The organism is Candidatus Micrarchaeia archaeon, from assembly GCA_041650355.1.
Lineage (GTDB): Archaea > Micrarchaeota > Micrarchaeia > Anstonellales > Bilamarchaeaceae > JAHJBR01.
Map to the genome: position 1 here is coordinate 22,399 of JBAZLI010000001.1, position 21,104 is coordinate 43,502.

General features: G+C 55.7%; 8 protein-coding genes. All 8 read right to left on the reverse strand.

The genetic code is table 11. The annotated features are described in order from the left end of the window. Positions 1-8 precede the first annotated feature (8 nt). The gene (locus WC488_00135; protein MFA5076825.1) at positions 9-7,982 is read right to left on the reverse strand and encodes a right-handed parallel beta-helix repeat-containing protein; all 7,974 of its coding nucleotides are present in this window, start codon (positions 7,980-7,982) and stop codon (positions 9-11) included. Between the two features lie 22 nt (positions 7,983-8,004). Then, the gene (locus WC488_00140) at positions 8,005-11,877 is read right to left on the reverse strand and encodes a hypothetical protein (GenBank protein MFA5076826.1); all 3,873 of its coding nucleotides are present in this window, start codon (positions 11,875-11,877) and stop codon (positions 8,005-8,007) included. A gap of 2 nt (positions 11,878-11,879) precedes the next feature. Then, entirely contained in the window at positions 11,880-12,950 is a 1,071-nt protein-coding gene (locus tag WC488_00145; GenBank protein ID MFA5076827.1) for a hypothetical protein, read from the reverse strand. Between the two features lie 2 nt (positions 12,951-12,952). Further along, positions 12,953-16,105 carry a hypothetical protein gene (locus WC488_00150; protein ID MFA5076828.1) on the reverse strand — a complete coding sequence of 1,051 codons (3,153 nt, stop codon included), beginning with the start codon at positions 16,103-16,105 and terminating at the stop codon, positions 12,953-12,955. After that, complete coding sequence (locus tag WC488_00155) at positions 16,105-17,037, reverse strand: hypothetical protein (GenBank protein MFA5076829.1); 933 nt, start codon at positions 17,035-17,037, stop codon at positions 16,105-16,107. Before WC488_00155 ends, WC488_00150 begins: the two co-directional genes overlap by 1 nt. Further along, positions 17,038-19,275, reverse strand: coding sequence for a hypothetical protein (locus tag WC488_00160; protein MFA5076830.1), 2,238 nt, complete (start codon positions 19,273-19,275; stop codon positions 17,038-17,040). It abuts the gene before it with no gap. Then, complete coding sequence (locus WC488_00165; protein MFA5076831.1) at positions 19,272-20,351, reverse strand: hypothetical protein; 1,080 nt, start codon at positions 20,349-20,351, stop codon at positions 19,272-19,274. The genes WC488_00160 and WC488_00165 overlap by 4 nt, the downstream gene beginning before the upstream one ends. After that, positions 20,348-21,104: hypothetical protein (locus WC488_00170; GenBank protein MFA5076832.1), on the reverse strand; the 757-nt coding region annotated here is incomplete at its 5' end. The genes WC488_00165 and WC488_00170, both read right to left, overlap by 4 nt.

Sequence of the window (21,104 nt, forward strand, 5' to 3'; positions counted from 1 at the left end):
AACCCCCGCTACTTACCCTTTGGAGACTGGGTTATTGTCGGCTTTGCAGATGCAGCAGGCTGCGCCGAAGGCGTTTCTGCTTGGGGCGGTTGGGGCGGCCTGGATTTTGGTTGGACTAGGTTCACCATGTTTATTTCAAAATCCGGCATGCGCGAAGCAGGTTGCTTGAAAAGCTCTTCGTTGTCCAGCGAGCCGATTCCCATGTGGGCAAGGTAGGAGCGCTTCTTTTCCCTTTCAGACTCGTACTCGTAAGCGAGCCTGGCTGAATCGTAGGCCGCAGACGCCTTGTACAGGGCGCCCACAGGAGCGCTTTGTTCTATGGCAGCGCTTTCTTCTTTGGAAGGCTTGTGCCCGTGCACCAGATTGAAGCCGGCGCGCGTGTAATCCGCACTTTCCGGGTTCGAAACAGGGCCGCTCTTGCCCACTGTCACGGGCGCAAGCGTTTCCCCAGCTGGAGAGGAAAGATTGATTGTAAATGTCTCGGGGGCAGTTACAAATTCAACCGCAGAATTGAACAGTTTCCGGTCTTTCAGCCGTTCTGCAAGTATCGCAACGTCCACGGCGGGCTTGGGTTCAGGTTCGGCTCCCTTAACCGTTTTGGCTTCCTTGACCAAGTTCGCCAGCAAGAACCTGTCCCCGGCATCGTCCCTTTCCAAGCGCCTCCCCCTGGAACCTTCGAAAACAGTGATTTTTTCTGGTTCGAGACGAACCGGGACATCGCCTGATTGCTCTCCTTTATCGGTGTAATTCTCCGTAACTATCGTCCTTGCAAGCGCCTCGGGTTTTGGGAGCTGGCCTCTGGAATTGAGGTTTACCGCGCTGGCCAAGGCGTCGCGATGGGAAGAGTTTTTTAGGTCGTATTGCTCGCCACCAATGTAGATAATTGGAGGTTCTTCTGGTTTAAGGTATTGGATTTCCACTTCGGGCCCAACTACGAGCTTATCTCTTTCATATCTGTAGGATTGGGCGTGGAACTGCGGTGAAATCGAAATTGGTTTTGCTGATTCGCTTTTCGGATCGAGCATCTGCTTGAGAATATCCCCGAAAGTGGGAACTCCCGCAAGCTTGGGCGCAAATAAATCGGTCTTCGGCATTCCGGCAGCTGAAAGCACGCTCTGTATAAGTCCGGAATTCTCGGCCTTCAGTTCCTCAGCGTTCTGCCACTCCGCCTTGCCTTTCGCATCCTGAGGAACGAGGAATTCCAAAATTCCGCCATTATTCCTTATTCTGACTTCCGATTTTTCATCTGGCTTAGAATTATCCAGGGCGATATCTACGGCCATTTCCAATGAAGTGGTCTGGGCAGACTGGTTCACTTTCTGTTCTATCCGCGCAGCAGCGGAGTGTGGAACCGAGTAAGTGATAGTTTCTTCGTGCGCGTCCGAAGCGTGCTTTTCCATATACTTGCGCGCAGCGTCGCGCGCCTCGTCCTTCAGCATTGCCGCAGCCATGTTCGGGGCATTTTCCGCAAGCCATTCCACACTCAAGTAGTTTTGGAGCGCTGCCTTATCTTTCTTCTCATCCCCGTAATTCCACATCCTCTGAGCCATGTGGGCGTTCGCAGAAGTGTAATCCGGTTCGGCATGACGCTCCACTGAAAGTTGTTGGGAGAGATACTGCTCTGGCTCCTTTTGGAGCGGTACGATGTATTGCTGGCTTCCTGACGCCTCGGTAAGTTTTTTGGAAAGCTCTTTCGCACTTTGCGTTGAATACAACACGCTGTCGGCGAGACCGTGGCTCAGTCCATAGAGCGCTGCCTGCAACTTAGAGTCCTCGTCCTTTGTCTGCTTCATGGCCTGATCAATAGCGCCAGTAAGATTTTGGGGGTTTTCCTTTATGCGCTCGTCATAAGTATTGAAGAATTCCTTGCTCCTAGTGCGCATGCCGTCTTCAATTTGTTCTATCCGATTTCCTATCTCGATTTTTGAGAATCCCTGTGTCTTCAATTCCTGCTCTATGGCTGTTTGTTCGTCCTTTGTCAGGCTGGTCCTGAAGAAGGCGCTGAACACGGCAGTTTCGAACTTGGTCCTCTGGGTTTTAGGCAAACGCGCCCCCATTGCAAGCAGATCAACAAAGGTTGTTACGATCTTCTGATTTACGCGGGTTTCGGATATGCTGTGGTTTGCGGCATCGGCCATCATGCGACCGACGGTTTCGGAATCTTTTTCATCCAGTTGCTGAGACATAGATTTTACCAAACCATCTATGACGCTTCTAGCGCCCTCGTTCGGATAAGAATAATCCGCCTTTGCTTGCCCTGCCGTGACAAGCTGCTGAACAAGCGCCTCAGAAGCTTTTTGGAATTCCTGGTAGCTGATGCCGCGGGACTGTAGGAAGGACCTTGATTCCTGCTCGAAAATAATCCTGCTTTGTTCTGCCGGGCTGGCAGTCAATATTTCATCCACGCGCTTCTTTAGCCCGGATGAAACCGCGTCAAGTGCCGGGCTTTCTATTCCAAGGGCTTTCTGGGCTACAGACAACTGTTCGAACTGCCTGATTGTTATGGGCTCCTGCCTCATGAGGCTGAATGAAATCCTGGCAAAATTGGCTTCGGTTTCGTTCAGCTTGGCAGTTGCTATTTTTGACTCCAGTTCGCTCTGTGCAGGTATTTTTTCTGCGACGATGTCTTTTATTATTGAGATGAGGGGCTTGCTCGCTTTGCTACGCACTAAGGAAGCGTTCAAAACCGAACTTTCCAGTCTGAGCTCGGGTTTGATGAGCAGTTCTGGGAGCATGATTTCATTCAGCACAGGAGTGGCTTCCTGCCTCGCCTTCTTGAAGTTCTCTGAGAAAACGTCGAACGCCTGCGCAACCTGACCCAGGTAAAGCCCGTGCTTTTTCGCATACACTGCAGGATCAGCCAGGAAATCCCTGATTTTTTCCGAATCGGCAATTCCGTCTTTGCCAATGAGTTTTGCATCGCGCATTATTTTCTCCGCCTGTGCCTCGTTCATGCTCCGATTGTATATTTTGTTTGCGACCGAAGATGCGAGCATGGTTCCGAATATCGAGCCCACGGCAGTAGTGGCGAACACGCTGCCGAACGCCCTGCCGAAGGAAAGTCCCTGCATGTACGCCCTCTGGTTCAGGAGCTCCTGCGCGACCCGGTAAACATTATCGCTGACCATCCCTGAGCCGCCCTTATTCGTTTGATTATAGCGCATTTGGAGGGCTTCTAAATGGGTGATTGGGTCCTCCCCCGCCTTAATCCTAGCCAGTTGTTCGGAATTTAACTTCTCTGGTGTCTGTTTTGCCTCGATGAGTTTCTGGTTGACGTCTCGGTCTATGCTGTTCACAAGGCGCACTGCTTTTACCGTGTCCTTCATTTCCATCAGGCTGGAGAATCCAGTCAGCGCAGTGATGAACCTGAATATCTGCCTTGAGAAGCTGGCTTGCTCCTGGACACGTATTTTCCCGCCTTTTGCAAGGGACGCGATGTAAGTGGTTCCCCTTGGGCCGGCAAGAGTTATGCTCCTATTACTTTTCAGCCCCAGATTGCCAAGCTCGCTGCGCTGCTTGTCCGAGAGCTTCACGCCTATTGCTCCCAGCTGTTTTTCAATCTCCGTAGTATCCCCATATGCAACGGATTTCTTCCTGGCCGCGTCCATGCTCTGATAGACTATCCCTGCGAGCGAGCTGAGCGCCGCGCCCCGCATTCCCAGGAATCCCAGCATGCCAATCCATCCTGCTCCTGCTCCGGTTCCCATGCCGAACTGACGCGCCATGTTCGGATCCACCCTGAGCTGGGATGCTGCGGAATCCTGGACTTTTGAAACCGGCTTCGCTGGCCCGCCTTGCGCAATCTTCGCGCCTGCGGCGGATATGTCCCCGCCGAAAAGGGTCATCGCGAGTCTGCTGCCCAGGCCGACGCCCTTGGATTCCGCGCTGGGCGCAACAAGGTTCTTTATGTTTCTGAAAGGTGCGGATTCCTGCTTTATTGTCTGCTTCACGAAGCGCACGAAGAAGCCCGGGCCTTTTGCCTGCGTTCCAGCGGCTTGCTTGCCAGCACCTGCGTCCTGTTTTGAGGCGGCCGCGCTGTCTTTTGATTTGGACTTGTCGCCCCCTATTCCGAAACTGGCGATTCTCCCCATCGTCTTGCCGACGCTCATCATCGTCTTGCCTAAGCCGCTAGTCGGACCGGCCATCGGCTTCACTGCGGAACTCCCGACTCTGGTTCCGACTCCGGCCATGGTCTGGGTGCTCACCCTGAACCCAGTCATCATCCCCCTCGGGCTGTACCTGATGTGCCGCCCTACCCTGAGCGGGGAAAGGTCCAGGAACCCGAACGGGTTCCGTCCTGTGTAGTAAAGCGCGGCCATGAGCAGGCCGAAGAGTATGAATATCGGTATACACAGGCTCTGCTGGAGCTGCGCGTACAAGTCCTGCGCATCCGGGGATATGTCTATCTTCTTCAGCGCAGGGAGAAGGTAGTGCCTTTCCATGCTCGCCTCGGGCTGGTTGGGCATGGTTGGTATGGTGTCCACGCTGTAAATCCCGTTGGCGTCCCTGTACGCATCGTCAACTCCAGAAGCGTTGAGGCACATCTCGAAGCCGCACTCCTCGTAGAAACAGCAGTATATGAAAGAGTATTCTTTCCTAGCGTCCTTCCATCCAGAATAGTCTAAATAAGCTACGCCCTGGCCGTCGGTCACTATCTTGGTTAGGTACCTGTCAGTTGAATTCCGTATCCAAACGGCTATTGGCGCTCCAGGGACAGGCTGGCGCGTGCCGGTGCTCGCGTTGTCGAAATACAGCACTGCTTTTATCTTGTTCGCGCCGGACTGCGTGGTGAGGAGTATTGTGCTCGGATCGAAATCGTTCACGTTCTCGCACTCGTCGCAGCCGGACGGGTGGCCGTTCACAATCACGGTGCGGTATCCAGTCCCATCGTAATTCTCGGCAGAATCCAGGGCGAACACGCGGTAGCGGAACTCCCCGTTGCCGAGCTTCACGTTTATACTGCAATATTGGAATGCGCCGGAATTGGTGGGCTCGAAGCTCATGTTGCCCATGAGCTCAGAGCTTGTCTGGTTCCAGACTTCAATTACGCAAGCGGATATGAAAGTGTGCCTGTTGTTGTCGCTTGCGCTCAGGTTGAGTGTGAAGGTGCTGGAATTCACGGTTTCGCCGTCGTAGGGATTGTAAATGCGGCTCTTGGCCTGGGAGCGCTGGCCGAACTCTATAGTGGGAACCGTGCGGTCCACGCAGAAGTAGGCGGGTTTCGAAAGCTTGGAGACTGTGGGTGCCGGCGAATAGGAGCAGTTCACCACGAGCGGGTAGCAGCCTTCGGCGCGCGCGGTGCTTATGCCCCCTATGCCCACGGTCTCGTTCACGCCCAGCGAATCCGAGCCGGAGAGCGGCGGCATCAGGTGGCATGCGTAATTACCTGGAACCTTAGTGAGGATGGAGAACGTTATGAGCTGGTTCGGCTCCTGCGTCGCGGCTACGTATTCCTTGCGGTCGTAGCGCTCCCTTGCGTCCAGAGCCCTTCCGTTCATCGAGTCAGGGCGCACAGTGAAATCCGAGCCCTCGTGCACCGCGAGCGGGTGGGAATCGTTAAGATATTCTCCTGCGGCCACGCTGGGCGGATAGTCGCAGAAACAGTCTCCGTCAAGGTTCTCGCACGTGTCTGAAACTCCGGTGCTGCTTGAGCTGGTCCACGCGTTCCCGCCTTTCGTGCCGCAGCCCAGTATGTTGGTACCCCCGGAGGGAGTTATGCTCGCGGCCATGTCCGTGCTTTCGTTGTCCACGAAAACCCTGCAGTCGTTGAAACGGTTGTCGTAAAAAGACGAATGGGAGCAGTTGAATAGCGACATGCACGTTCCTGCCATGGAGAAGTTGTTGCTCCACAAATCCGAGTCCGGGCAATCGAAAAGCTGGACTGCTCCGTCCCAGAAGTTCTCCATCACCGTGTTCCTGCTCACCACGAGGCGCGGGGAGTAGGAGGCGAATATGCCTGCCGCAAGGATGTTTTCAGGCTCGAACTCCGGGTTGCCGTATTTTGGCGGAAAATAATCGAAATTTATTATCCTGTTTTTGTTTATCGTGGCGTCTTGGGAGTTGTTGAGCAGAATCCCAATGTCAACGCTGGAGATGTTGTTGAAGCTTACACCCAGGTTGGAGGAATCGGAGCCTGCGATCGCTATCCACGCGCGGTCGATGACATTGGAGGTTACTTCGCTCTGGGAAGAGAGGTTGAGGAGCACGCTTATGTTCGAGATGTTCATTATGGAGTTCGAGCGCACGTAGACTTTCGAGCGGAAGGCGCTGATGCCTGCTTTGCTCAGCCCCACCTCACTGCTGGAGATGGTGCTGGTTCCTGAATCCGTGAGGTTCACGGCTATTTCGCTGTTGTTGTAAAGCGCTGACGAATCCACCGTGAGCTGGGACTGCTCGGCGTAAATCCCTACTACGCTCTTCGTTATGGTGCTTCCGTTTACCATGCTGCCCCCGGAATCCAGCAGAACTAGCGAATGCTGCGGAAAGACAGGGGAAAGCATGGACATATGGTCGGTAACGGTTGTTCTCATCATTTTGAAGCCCGGGGAGTTGTTCACTAAAACCCCCAGGGAGCTGTGGTTCACCAGGGTGTCGTTAAGGTCGAAATCCGCGGAATCCTGTATGCGCACGTTTATTGCAGGCACGTTCGCAACCGTGGAGGATGAAAGCGAGGATTGCGGCGAATCAACAGCAACAAATCCCTCCGTGGAGCCGTTCAGCCACGCGCCGGAAACGCTGGTTTTTAGTGAATTGTTAAGCAAGATCGTATAGCAGATGCCCGGCCCTGTCGGCATCGGAATCCTGACTTTGGAAATTGCTCCTTCCTGGGAATCCGCCGAATATATGCCAGAGCTAAAAGGCTGAGTGCTGCAAGGCACCCCTGAGATATTGGTGTTGATTACGAAAAACTTATTTGAAGATATGATTGAAAAGCCGAAATCCGCGGAGCTCGCATTTGAATCGGAAATTCCGCAATTTTCGCAACTGTACAAAAGGCCGAACGCGGACGGCGCTTCCGTGTATTGCAGGTTAAAAATTTTGGAACCCGAGATATGGACATTCTCGGAATCTTCCGTAACAAAGCCGTAAGCGCTTTGGGAGATGCTGCTTGCTGAAACCGAAACGCCTTTGGAGGATCGGATGTTCAGCCCTGAAAAAATATTGAGCGAGAGGTTGCAGGATGACATTGCAATTCCATCATAGTTAAGGACGTAAACTCCGGTTTCCTCATTGGAATAGAAGCTTGAGCGGGCTATTTCCGCGTCCGAGCCAGAACCTGACAGACGCAGGCCCTCCTTGTTTTCATAAAATTGTGAGTCGTATATTTTTAGGCTCGACATGCCGTTTATGTCTGCACCGGCAAAGGTGCTATGGAAGAACGATGAACGGGATATCGTAAGGCCGCTGAGGTCGCCAGAAAACGTCGAAAGGCCGTACCTGAAACCGGACACGCTGCAGTTCTCAACGGTGACCCCTGAGCCTCGGACAAATATGCCGTAGCCGCACGAGCCGGAGCAGGCAATTTGTTTGTTGTTGCAGTTCAATGTCAAATCAGTGGCGTTTATTTCAAGGCAGGTTCCGCTGTCTGCAGACAAACTGTTGGCCAGCGTGCACGTCCTTCCGCTGCTTGAAGATTCTATCTTTCCGCAGGAAGTGAGCGGAACGTCGAAGTGGTTGGAGCTGCTATAGCCCATTATATTCTGCCCTCCGGAATCGGTGTAATTGCACACCACCTCCCATTCGTGGCGGCACGGCCCTATATTGCTGTAGTTGAACGTGCAATTCTGGCTCACGTTGCACACCTGATATGCAGATATCACCGTTCCGTCCAGGGTTAGGTTGCATGTAACGTTGGTGGCCCCTGGAAAATCCATGGGGGTCCAGTTGAACGCCACGTCAGCGCCCTGCGCAGGGCTGCCAGGGGTTGTGAATGTCCTGGCCACGTATGCCGAGTGGGAAAACGCGCAAAGCAGTATGAGCAAGAGCAATATTTTCTTTATGTCATCACCCGGTCTTGCATTCTATAAGGTAATCCTTTATCGGGAGCTGGACGCCGCAGAACTCGCCGCTGTCTTTGTTGAGCCCGCAGTCCAGAGACTCATTCCCGGATTTCGGGAAGCGCACAGGTGTCACGGTCATGCCCTCCCCGACGCTCTTGCTGTAAGTGTAATTGTAGATCTGGCTGGTCTGTGGGTCCACATAGCTCAGGCAGCATCTTTGCTCCTTGGGCATGCTCGCGATTATGTCCCCGTAGAGCTGGTCGAGCTCATTTATCTGGAACAGGGCGGTGCTGGTGCTGTCGTCCGGGTATGTGTAGGTGCAGCTGAGTTTCGCGTCGCCGTAGTTTGCGCAAGGCGTGCACGGCTCAACCGCGGTGTTGAACTGGCATCTGTAGCCGTCGTGGGAAGCTGCGCCCGCGGGAAGCGTGCATTCCACTCCGTTCTCGCAGGCCGGGTCGCACTGGCCGAATTGGATTTCAGTGTCCGTGCACTTGACGCACTTCGCCTCGTCGCTGGTGCTCGCGACCGTTGCTATCTCGTTTACCAGCGTCTTCCTCTTTATCGGATTGAGGTAGATGTTTATGGCTTTCTGGATTGCGCAGAACTTTTCATCCTTGAACGTGGGCGGCCTGCCGGAAGAGCCGGCCATGGGGGTTACGAGAGATTCGTTGTCGTTCCTGAACCATTTCTTGTAAAAGAGCGCGAACTGCCCGCTGTTCACCAAGTCGGTTTGGTTGCCCAGCAGGTATTTCATCGCACTTAGGGTATCGTTGTACGCTTCCCAGCCATTGGCACTGTCGTCTATAACGAAGTTGTACGGGAAGCTTGGCTTCCCGAAATTGGCGAGCATGTTCCTGCTAGTCTCTGTGGAGGCGTCCAGTATGGCCTTTTCCCTGTCCGCGCCAGCGGCATCGTTGGCCCTGAAATCGTACACTATGACGTCTACGTAATATCCGGCCGGGACGCTGGTTGCAGAGCAGGAGTACGGGCTGTTGCATCCGAGCGCCTTCGCGAGCTTGGTCACGTTCGCGTTTTGGGAATACACTGCTGCAAGGCAGTTCGGGCAGTTCCCCTGCTCCTTGAGCATGATGGAGCGGTTCCTGAGCACGAGCTGGTCCATGTCGTCCGTGCCTATTATGACTATGGATGCGCTGTTGCCTATCGCGCGGCCGAGGAAATGGTAGTAGCCGGTCCAGTTGCAGGTCATATGCTTAACGTTGTAGGACCACCATCCCAGTTCAACGGCCTGCTCTCCTTCAGTCCCTTCTGGCGGGTCCGCGTAAGAATCGCCCCCGGGCGAGCCGAACTCGCCCATGTCGTAATTGCTTTCTGCCCCTGACGCGGTTATTGGGGAGGGGCATTTGATTTTCTCGTCGTATTTGCGCGGGTTCCTGTTGGTGGCGCAGTCGGTTTCCTCATCCTCGAAGAAAGGAGATGCGTCAGGGACATAGTAGAAATAGTTCCCGAGAAGGATGTTCCTGATGGAGCTTTCCATGTCATCCACATAGGGCTCTATGTCCTGGGCGCGTATGCGGCAGTTGTGGTAAGTCTCGTAGGTGCCTGACTGGGCTTCCGCATAACCCAGGGTTCCGTTCACGTACCAGACCACTGGTATAACTCCTGCTTTGTGGTAGTTGTCCACCCGGTTCCTGAGCAGTGCCAGGTTCTCCATGTAATCATTTACCTTCTTTCCGCAGAGCTCGCAGCCGCCCATGTCGTCCATCACTCCCACTGCTACTCCCTGCATGTCGTTGCACGTGGTCGCAGGGCAGTTGAAGACATAGGGGAGCGTCTGCCCTGTGGAAGGAATGACGCGCTGGTATTTCTTGAAATAGTAATCCAGGTCTATCCCAACCATGGTGGCGAGGGTGCATGAGTCGCACCAGCCGTATGTGTTGTCCAGCTTCAGGAAGCTGTCTATCGCGAGGCCGAAAACCCCATCATCGGGCTTGCACGCCCCTAAATCCGAGATGTTTATTTTCTGCCCGCCTTCGCCGGCCGCCACATTGTACCCGGGATGGCAGGAGCGGTAGAGGAACGTCTGGGTGAAATTGTCCTCGTTCATGTACGCTTCCCCTATCGCGTTGCCGTGTTCGCTCTTGTTCGTGAAAAACAAGATGGGGTCCGCGTCCTTTACCGTGCCGTCCGCGGAGGTGTACGTGGCGCGCTCGACGCCCCACGTGTCGTTCACCATGTAGGGCTCGCAGTAAACTGCGTTTCCAGGCCTGGCCCTCATTCCAACTTCGTAGCAGAGGCAGTTTTTTAGGCCGTTGCTGCTGTCTACGCAGAAGGAGCGCTCGTAGCCTGAATCTTCTTTCATGCACAGCCCGGAAAGGCAGTCCCCGGAACTGCTGCACTCGAAGTCCATCATTTCAGTGGAATCCATGCTGGAGGCATCCGCAAGATAGGCTTCGAGAAGGTTTTCCTTGTAGAACCTGTTGGCTGGCATCACGTAAGAGGTAGCGAACTGACCTGTGCCCTCGGTGAACGTGGTCATCACGTACTGGCCGCTGGGCGCAGGTGCGAAATCCAGGTTTCCATCCTGGCTGCATACTGAGCGGTTGTTGAGCGTGCACGGGTCGAAGCGCCTCGGGTCTCCGGAAAAGTCCAGGCGGAAGCCGTCGTACGAGTAGGAGAAGGTGCCTGACTGGGCGCCACTGGCACTGCACTGCCCCGGAAGCTGGATTGCACCGCCTGTTGTCGAGGCTGAACCAAGGCTGCAGGCGCCGCCGCTGAAGCCAGCAGTGAGCGTCAGCGAACCCGGCTCGAAATGACCTGGAAGGACTTCCAATTCGTGCCATTCGCCGTGCTGGAAGTCCCCGGAAGTAGTGGACGGCCCCTTGCCGCCGATAAACGAGGGGTTGCTTGCCTGGCAGTTGTCGTGCCACCATTTTTCATCCAGCGGCGTGTCGCCGGTGTTGAACGCGGTATCCGTAACGAGGAGATGCGCCCCGTCAGCTTTGTAATCGACCATTATGTATATCAGTTCATCTGTGCAGAGCTGGCCGTTCCCGCTTCCGCTCACGTGCGTCTGTGTGTAGGATGCGCCCGCGCCAGCACTAAGGTTCAGATAGTTCATGTACCTGTCTCTTATGCTGCACATAGCATCCTCGGCTGCCCCCGGCAGGTCAGGCACGAAGCCGCACCACCTGTCGCTTAGAGGGAAATAGTACCTTCCCTCTTCAAAATCGGAAATGCTTTCCCCGATTCCGAACCTGTATGAGTTTACGAATATCCCGCTCCCCTTCTTGAGTTTCTTCATGGTCTTGTTGTCTAAAGTGTAGAAGTTGCACATCGCGTTATATAGATTAATAGTGTACGAAGAGCCGAGGTTCTGGTACATGGGGTTCTTCGCGGGCTCTGGAAGGAAGGAGTGCTGGGGCGAGTATTTTATGTTCCCGCACAGCATGGTCTTGCAATCCGTATCAATGCCCATCTCGCTGCGCTCGGTGCAAATCGGAACCGAGTAATTGTAACTCTGGTCCGGCGCGCTCTCGTTCACCGCGTTTATGAAGCAATAGCCGATGTTGTTGCACGGGTGCGAAGTGTTCGAGGGGGAATAGTTGCTGCAGTCCAGCACGCTGTATCCTGAAGTGGTGTATTTGATGTATATTGTTTCGTTGCGCCCAGGGGTGGAATTCGCGAGCGTGCAGAACCGCGTCGTGCATTTCAGCCCGTTCGAGAGCGTGTTCCCGTTGCACAATTCCTCAGACCCTGAGGAATCAGGAGGGTCGTCAGGGCCTGGCTGTGTGTAGAGGTTGCACGTGCCCTGGAGCGCGTCCGCGAGCTTGCAGCACGGGCCGTTCATGTTCGGCGTGAAACAGCCCAGGAGCAGGAGCAGGGCGAAAGCCGAAACTGCGAGCGCAATCCTTCCCATGGTCATATCACTCTCGATGCAAGCCTGTAAATCTCCTGGCTCTCCCCTCCGAACAACGTCGTTAGATAGCGCACGAATATCAGCGTTATGCTTAAAATCACTATTGGCTGGAGTATGAGGCCGTAATAGAGCTTGGACAGTTCCGCGGCGCCCTCGTTTATGCTCACTGCACCGAAAAAGTCCGAGCCGGTCTGGGTCTGGGGCGCCATGGTAATTATGGATACCGCGCCGCTGAAGGTGGGCCACGGGAAAGTGATTGCCGAGGGGTCGGAAAGGTCCACGTACATGCCCGGCACCTTGATGAAGCTCGGGTCGGTTATCACGAACAGGAACGGGAAGATTATGTAGAAGCCCAGGGCTAGCGCTATGAAGAACGCGCCTATGCCCCGCGTGAACGGTATCGCGCGCAGCACTATCCCTATGGGGAGGAACATTGTGAGCATGTTCGCTGAGATGTAATGTATCGCTCCTATATAGGCGTTCAGCGCTATCAGGAGGAGCACGGATATGTGCGCCAGCATGCGGTAGCTTTCAATCTGGGTATAAAGCTGCGAGATTTGGGTCTGCCAGATGTAGGCGCCCTGCATGTATATCGGTATCCCGAAAAGGCCCCACATGAGCCCGAATTTCTTGAACGGGTCGCGGGCTGAGAAATATATGCGCTCGTAGAGCATGGTCATGTAGGTCGCTTTCTCGGTGAGCTTGCATTCCACGAAGTCGAACGGATTGACTCCGCTGGAAAGCTCTATCTTGCCGTACATGTCGCAGCTCACGCTGGCTCCGCTGAAATAGAGCAGCATGACCTGGAAAATGCCGTTCAGTATCACGAGCACCATCACCGCGAGGAGCGCGGTGAAGAGCGCGTCGTAGAGGTGGCTCTTCGTGCTCCGCTTGAGCTCCTCCACGTTGAACGCGTAGGCCAGCATGTACACGAGCCCGTAGAAGAAAATCACCACCATCATGGACAGCACTACCATGGTGCCCCAGCCGCCCATCCAGTCCACGAACTCGGTGCCTGAAAACCCGGTTATCACACCGCCAAGGCCGGTTTCTGGACTAGGGTAATAAGACATAATCACACCATTTGGGTAAGCCTGCTCAAATCTATTTCCTCTCCCATCAGGCGCCCCACATACGCTGCCGCTGCAGCGGCTCCGAGAAGCGCCATCGTTGGGAGAAGCACAGAGTAGAAGAAAGCTTTCATCGAGATTCCTGCAGCGAACGCCATGTCGCCTGGCTGCACTTCAGGGCCGTTGTAGCCGCCTCCGCTGAATGCGTTCGCGGAAACCTTGAGGCTGCTCTCCAGGTGCGGGGCAGGTATATTGATTAGGTCAGGGTCCGTGGAGCCCACGGTCGCGTAGAGCACTGCAAGGATTGACGGATACACTACGTAGAGCGCGAAGAGCACTGCCAGAAGTATCGAGCCGAAGCCGCGCATGAACGGGAGCGAGCGCGTCACTATGGCTATGGGGAACATGAACAGGAACAGCCCGCTTCCCACATACTTGAGGAAGAATATGTGCATGAACGCCGAGAAGAATGAGAGCGTCGCGGAATTCATCAGGAGCATGAAGCCCGAAGACATGTAGGAAGCGCCGGCCTGGGGGGACGTGGACGCTCCTGTGCCGCCTATGGAAAGGAAGCACCAGAGCGGGCATTTCCATGTCGAGTAAACCTCTTCTATATTTATCGCGCCCAAGTAGTACCTGTTCTCCAGTATGGCGACGTGCGAGAGCTTCGCGGCCCTGAGCAGGTACGCCTCCGCGCCTTCATAAACTGACGCAGAGGAGGTGGAAGCGGCGCCCACTATGGAGGCCATGTCAGCAACCGTGAACAGGCAGAACGAGTTGAGCAGCACTATCATTATGAATATGAACGCTGCGGACATCACGAGCTGCACTGCCTCGGTCCTTGACCATACTGAAAGTTTGGGGTCGCTCAGCGCCTGGGAAGCAGCGAACACCAGCCCTATAATCATCGCGGCAAGTATTCCTGCTAAAAGCGAAACCGGGTAGATGTTCTCGTTGAGCACAGTGTAGAAGTCCTGGGAGCAGAAGAAGCCCGAGCCGCCTGGCTGGCCTGAGCTGCTGACCTCGAAAACCACTTCCCGCTGCATCATGCCGCCTGCAGCGCTGAACGCGTAAACGTGCAGGGTGTGCGTTCCATCGGAAGGGTCCAGCGTAATCGGCCCGCCGCATTCCACGTCTGTTTCAGGGCCGCTGTTGAGCTTCCACGAGCAGCGCACCGCCCCGCTTACATCGTAGTCCACGTGCACCGGCGTTGAAGTTACGTTCTGTCCTGAGACCGGGCTGTTTATTGTGAGCGCGAGGGGAGCCGCAGTGTCCACAACGAAAGAGACGCTCGCGCTTGCTGTGTTGCCTGCGCTATCCCTTGCTGAAACGGTCACTGTGTGGGGAAGCGAGGAAAGCGAGCCGAGCGTAATGTTCATGCAGCTGGGAAGAGGAATTGGCCCCCCTGAATCGAGCGCATAGCTGCACGAGGCGTTCTCGGAAATCGAATATTGGAGCGGTATTGAAGATTGATAATACGTCTTGCCCTCAGGGCTGGCTATGCTGATTGCCGGCGGAACGCTGTCCACCGTGAAATTGACCGTAACGTTCACTATGGTGGTGCCGTTGGTCGCGTAAACCGCGAGCGCGTGCCTGCCTTCTGCGAGGGACGCGAGGGTGGCGTTCCAGCAATTCGGAAGGTTAACGCTCGCTCCCCCGTCCAGGGTGTACCAGCAGGAGCTCGCGAGCTTCACAGTGTAGTTCAGCCTCGCTGCAGTGACGTTGTAAACTTTCTGGACAGGGCTCTGCACCTGGAGCGAGAGTGCGTTGCTGGTTATCTGGAATGTAACGTTCACTATTGCTGAATGGCAGTTTTGGTCCCTTGCATGCACCTTTACGGTGTGGTTGCCCACACCCAAGCCAGTTGGGGTAGCATTCGAGCAGTTAGCCAAACTTTTGTAAGGGCCGTTGTCCACGGCGTATTCGCATATATTGAATCCCGCGGCAGTGTAGTTGAGCTCGATGGGGGTAAACGGAGGATATACACCGGCTTCGAGCGGGCTCTGTATGGTGAGGTTCGGGTCAGGATACGTGTTTATGCCTGCGAGCCACATGGAATACGGGGTTGGTGATGAATAAGAAGTTGCGCCTGCCGCCACGTAGCTGGTGTCGGACAGCGGAATCACCGCGGAGATGCTGTTCACGCCCCTGAACGTCTCGTTAGCGGTCATGTTCCCTTCCGAATCCAGTTTTGAAATCATAGCCCCGGTCCCGCTGCAGCCTGCTCCTTGCCCGCCTAGCACATAGCCGCCGTCCGGGATCTGCGTGATTGAGTTGGCCCGCGTGGCAGAAGAAAATTCATATGCTTTCTCCCAAACCACGTCGCCGTTGCCGGCTGTTTTTACAATGTATATTCCTAGATACTTGTCGCCGGCGAGCACGAATCCGCCTGGAATTGAAATCAGGGAATTGCCGTATTCCCACCCGTCGCTTTCGCCATAGGTCCTGTTCCAAAGGTGCGTGCCGGCAAGGTCGGTCCTTATGAGCCAGAAGTCAGAATTGAAGGAACCTGGAGGAGTGATGTCCCCGAGCACGGCGTAGCCGTCGGGAAGCGCGACAATTTCCCTGGCCAGGTCGCTTTGGCTCCCTCCGAACGTTTTGCTCCAGTCCACCGCGTGGCTGCTTTCGTCAACTTTGAAGAGCAAAACGTCACTGTAGAATGCCGGGGCCGTGTATCCAACAGCCACGTAGCCGCCCGGGCCGGCCACGACTGAAATTGCTGCCTGTCCCCCTGCGCCGCCGTAAGTGACGTTCCACAAGTGGTTGCCGTTCCGGTCAAGAGCGATTATCCACGCGTCACTGCCCACGGCGCCGAAAGATTCCGTGGAGCCGGCCACCACGTAGCCGCCGGGAGTTTCTATTATGCCGTTTCCCTGGTCTATTCCTGAGCCGCCGAACGTCTTCTGCCAAACGAGGTTGCCGCTCAGGTCTGTCTTTACCACGTAAATGTCCGACGGCGCGCTGTAGTCGCTCGGGCTGGTGCTTCCGGCCAGCAGGTAAGCGTCTGATGTTTTTATCATGGTTGAAAGCGAAGATGCACCTGAACCCGGGAACGTCCTGTTCCACTCCACGCCGAAAATGGCGAACGAGGATGAGGAGAGCAGGGCCGCGGCTAGCAGGAGCACGAATGCCTTTCCGCCTGCAAACTCCGTTGTCATCATATCAGCCTGCCCAAAGCGTGAACGTCCACCTCTGCCCCCGCGATGGAGGAAAGGTACCTTATGGAAATGACCGCGACCGCGAGCGAAACCACCACGCACAGCGTGGCGTCCATTATCGCGTAGTACAGGAGCGGGCGTATTATGGCGTCGCGGTTTTGTATCGCGCCCTGGAACGTCGCTATGGCCGCGTTCTCGTTGCCTGTCCCCTGGATCGCGTAGTGATCGCACGATTGGACGTTTATGGGCGAGGGGTCCGAGACTGGAACGCTCGGGTCCGCAATTATGCCGTGAAGGTAGCTGTAAGTTATGGGCATCACGACGTAAAACGCGAGCCCCACCGCCATCAGGAGCCCGCCTGCGCCCCGCGTGTACTTGAACGTGCGCATGAAGAGGCCGAGCGGGAAGAAGAGCGTGAATATGTACGTCTCGGCGAAATCCATCAGGAACATCATGCCCTGGAGCTCTGCGAGCGCGGTCGCGGTGAGCTGGAAGCCCAGTGAAAGCGCCGGGCCAAGCATCCTGAATCCCGAGCAGGAGCTGACGCCGAAGCCCGCGGCAGAGAAGCTGCACCATATGGACTTGCTCCCTTCCTTCCCGAGTTCCATCGCGGCTTTTCCGAGTATGCCGTTTATATCGGTTATCTTGTCTATCGTGGCGCCCACGTCCGCAGTGGCGCTTATGTGCGCGCCCTGCACGATGGGCTGCACCACTGCTATGAATCCGGCCACCATGACCGCGGTGATCATCACCTGGAACAGTTCCTCTTTTGCAAGGAATTTCAATTCGTTGGATTCAATGCCATAGCCTACTGCGAACAATATGCCGAGCGCAGCGACCGACGCGAGTATCGCCACTATGCTGAGGTCCTGCCACGCAGACTGGGCAAAGGCAAGCGGAACCAGCAGGAGCGCGAGCATCAGTTTTTTCATTCACAGCACCTTCGCGTAGCCCGGAATTTCGAAGTCCCCTCCGAATATGGGCGAGAATCCCCTGATGAACATGAGCGTGACCGCGATGTTGATGAGCGGCAGCAAATAGGCCGGAAGGAGCATCCGGCTCACGTTCTTTATGTCCTCCCTCCCGAACATGCCTTCGCTGGATTTTTTCGCGAATTCGGCAGCGGTGAGGAGCGCGGGCTTGAGGAACGTCCCGGTAGTGCAGTCTTCGGCGCAGCTGAGCGCCACGTAGGGCTTGAAGAAGCAGTAGTCCTTGGGAACGTCCAGGCAGGAATTGCACCTCGCGCTAGGCTTGGAGCAGTTGCGCCCGTAGCACTGGCACGTGTGCGTGTTGTTGTTCCAGAACCTGTCGCTCGGGTGGTTGAGGCACGTACCCGCGGTGTTCGAGGAGCACTCGTAGTGCCGCACCACCTGCAGGTCGGTCCCAGTCACCACTTCCTCGTTGTCAGGGCTTTCGTCCACGCTCGGCTGCTGGGAAACCGTGACGTTGCCTCCGCTCGTGGTCGCGTAAAAATTCGCGCAGTCGCTCACCCCTTCCACGAAAATGCAGCACTCCGGACCCGAGCACTCACAGTCCGGCATCTCGGGAACTATGTAGGCGCAGGATTCCGCAGGGTCCATGTCGGCCTTGCAGTTCATCGTTGCCTGCGAGTAATCGTTCGTGTAGGTTGCCCCGGTCGTAGGGTCGGTAAGGCTGGATTGGGTGCAGCTTTCTGGCCTTCCGGAAATGTCGCTCACCACCTGGCCCTGCGCGTCGAGCGTCTGTCTCAGAAGCGCAATCCGGCAGTTGAACGGCGCGGAAACCGGGCTGGAATAGCTGAAACCCGGCTCGAAGCAGGACGTGCAGTCCGCGTTGAGCGGCGCAATCACCTTGCAGTCGTCGGGGCAGATAGGGGTATTGTCTGCATTAAGGCAAACGTCCGAAGACCCGCCCGCTATTGCCACTTCCCGGACTATTTTGCACCCACGGGGCATTTCCATGCACGCGAGCTCGACTTTCGCGTTGGAGCATTCATAGATTGAGTAGGGATATGGAAGTTCCCTGCAATAGTCCGGGCAATAGTAGTCCCCGAACTCGTTGTTGTGCCCGTTCCGGGCATGGGTGGAATTTATTTCAATGGAGATGTTCTCGCACGAGCCTGCGTTCCCGTACGAAAAGCGCGAGCCGTTCTCCAATCCTTCCAGGATGGCGCGGCGCTCAGATTCGGATATTGTGCTCCCGGAAGGCTTGTTATCCTCTATTATCTCGGTTATATTGTAATATCCGGTACTTTGGTCCGAAATGGAATACGCAATCGGCGCCTCCATCCCGCATTCCTTCGGGCAGTCCGGGTTCGGCATCGCGAAAAGCCGGTCGCCGTAAACGGCAACATTGAGCGTTATCATGTTCCACAGGTACATCATCGGGAAGACGAACATTATGCCCAGCGCGACAGCCATGAGCATGCCGCCGGCGCGCCTGGTGAGGAAGAAGCCGCGCCCCACTATCCCTATCAGCAGGAGCACCGGCCCGACCAAGTAAGCAACCTTGTTCACGAAGAACTGCTGCACCCCGAGCGCGTATATTATCGAGCCGAACATCTCTATTTCCTGGTTGTAGCGCTCCACGTCCAGTATGAGGAAGCCGTTGTTCGCCCAGCTTATGTAGCCCCAGAGGCAGGGCGGAATCAGGAGCGTGCCGCAGGAAAACGTCTGCCTTTCCGATGCTGTGGAGCCTGCGCTCACGCTCGCGGTGAAAGCTGAACGCGAGCTTTCCTGGGAAAGGTTGATGAGGCCGTCTAAGTAGACATTGGAGACCTTTATCAGGCAGAATTCAGAAGAGTCGCACTGCACCGGGCTTCCGGGCGACCTGTTCACCTCGTCCGCGACCGCCATGTCCACGAAAACCAGGCATCCTATTGTGGCTAGCACTATCACCACAGTCACTATCGTCTGGGCCCACTCCACGTTCGCCCATGCCTTGAGGTCGGGAAGGTTGAGCGGGTCTGCAATCATGCGCGCGAACCCCACGAGGAACACCATTATCAGCGCTAATGTTACCGAAAGCTCCTTCCACTGGTTGAGAATCCCGGTGGAGTAGAAGGGCGAGCCTGCTTCCACAGCGCCCAGGCCCTGCTCGGTCTCCTTCACGACTTCGCTCACGTTGGATGCAGCGGCAAACGCGGAGCCTGCCAGAACGGCAAACAGCAGGAGCAATAGTATCCTTCTCATCCGAGCACCTTCAGCGCCTTGTTCACAGAGGTCATGAACGCGATGAATATTATTATGGTTATGTTGGGCAGCAGGAACGCCTGGGGGTAGAGCCTTGCGACAGCGAGCAGGTTCGCAGGGGAGTCGCACGCGAGCGCCTGGTTCGGGCCGCCCGTGGTTTCTGCTTCCCCGCCCCAGATGGAAACCGGGTCTGCTATCACGTCTTTGTACCTGTCGCAGTCCTGCGGGGTGAACGTGTACTGGTACATTATCGCGTTCAGCGCCACGAACACCGGTATTATCAGGTAAATCCCCACGGAGAACGCGATGAGCATGTTCCCTATCTGGCGTGTGGGCGCGAAGAAGCGGAGCACGAACGCGCCGGGCAGGAGAAGCCCGAGGATTGCGGAGGTGTTCACACCCTCCGGGCCCTCCGTCTTGTAGCCCACGAAGTAGCGCATGAATATGTCCTGCGTGTATATGCTCACGTAGGCGGGTATCACGAACATGTTGTTCACGTTGTCTATGAACGCGGCTTGGGAGCGCATGTACGCCTTGGGCGCGAACGTGGTCCCGGAAAGAAGGCCGTAATAGCTCACGTAACCCGAGGCCTTGAGCTGCAGGTCTATGTTGGCTTTCGTGTATGTGTTGATTATCTCCTTCGCGTCGGATTCCATCAGGCGCATGTAGCACACGGAAACGGACTGCACGTCCGTGCTTTCCCCGTAGCACGGGTCGTTGAGCGAGCCTTTGTTTATGTTCTCGTAGGCGAAGTTGAACGCGCTCCCGACGAGCGCGCAGCTCACGCTCATTATCATTCCGAACAGGACGAGTATCGCTATTGAAACGCCCAGATGGAAAAATTCATCCTTCACGAGCAGGATGTACTCCTGCCTGTTCAGGGCGTAGGCAACCATGTATATGAGCGCGAGCGCCGCGATGGTTGTGAATATTATGAGCGCAATCAAGCCCCCTGCACCGTCGTCTATCATCCTGCGCACTGAATCGGCTGCGCACTGACCTGCGCCTACTTCAAGGGTTGGGGCTGCGCTGGCGAGGGCGATGAAAAGCAGGAGCAGGAGCGCGGATTTTCTCATATCAATCTCTCCAGGCCCGCTATGGCCAGCTCCCCGCCAAGGGCTGATGAAAGGCTCCTTGCAACGAGGATTGTGAATCCGCCCACGAACACCGCTTCCATTATGGGGAGCGCGGACGCGCTGCTCACCGGTATTATCAAATGGTTCATTACTATGTCGTGTATCGCGCCCGCGTCTGCCCCTATCGCGCTCTGCATCCGCTGGGAAGCCGAAACCATCGCAGCCGAGGATACGAGCATGAGCGCCATCTGGGTGAAATTGTAGAACTGGTACGAGATTCCCCACCAGCACCACCCTGCTATGGGCGCGAGGCAATGCCACAGGCCGGTCAGCAGACAGCACGCGAGGCAGAGCGGGATGCATATTATTGCCCACCAGCCCCATTCGCTCAAAGATGTGAACACTCTTATGAAATCGTTGGTGCACAAGCCCACGAGGAAAGATGGGAGGTGGAGGGAAACTTTCCCCAGGTCCTCGGCGGTTATCATCGAGTGCTGAACATCCACGTTGTCGTGAATTTCCGCAGCTAGCGCCATCGCGAACGGGTACGCGAATATTCCTGCTATCGCGAGGCCGAGCAGGGTCCCGCCTATCTTCCTGGTGAAAGGTATGAAACGGAGCGCGAAGCCTATGGGCAGTATCGCGGTGATGGATATGCTGAACAGGAAGCGCATGAAAAGAATCATCGCCTCGTAGACCAGGATTCCTGTGGAGATGTTGGACGCGAGCACAGAAAGGGACTGCATGAGCCCG

Bases quoted from the DNA above. Each gene is read 5' to 3' on its own strand.
- WC488_00140 (MFA5076826.1), bottom strand. From the start codon at position 11,877: ATGGGAAGGATTGCGCTCGCAGTTTCGGCTTTCGCCCTGCTCCTGCTC.
- WC488_00145 (MFA5076827.1), bottom strand. From the start codon at position 12,950: ATGTCTTATTACCCTAGTCCAGAAACCGGCCTTGGCGGTGTGATAACC.
- WC488_00150 (MFA5076828.1), bottom strand. From the start codon at position 16,105: ATGACAACGGAGTTTGCAGGCGGAAAGGCATTCGTGCTCCTGCTAGCC.
- WC488_00155 (MFA5076829.1), bottom strand. From the start codon at position 17,037: ATGAAAAAACTGATGCTCGCGCTCCTGCTGGTTCCGCTTGCCTTTGCC.
- WC488_00160 (MFA5076830.1), bottom strand. From the start codon at position 19,275: ATGAGAAGGATACTATTGCTCCTGCTGTTTGCCGTTCTGGCAGGCTCC.
- WC488_00165 (MFA5076831.1), bottom strand. From the start codon at position 20,351: ATGAGAAAATCCGCGCTCCTGCTCCTGCTTTTCATCGCCCTCGCCAGC.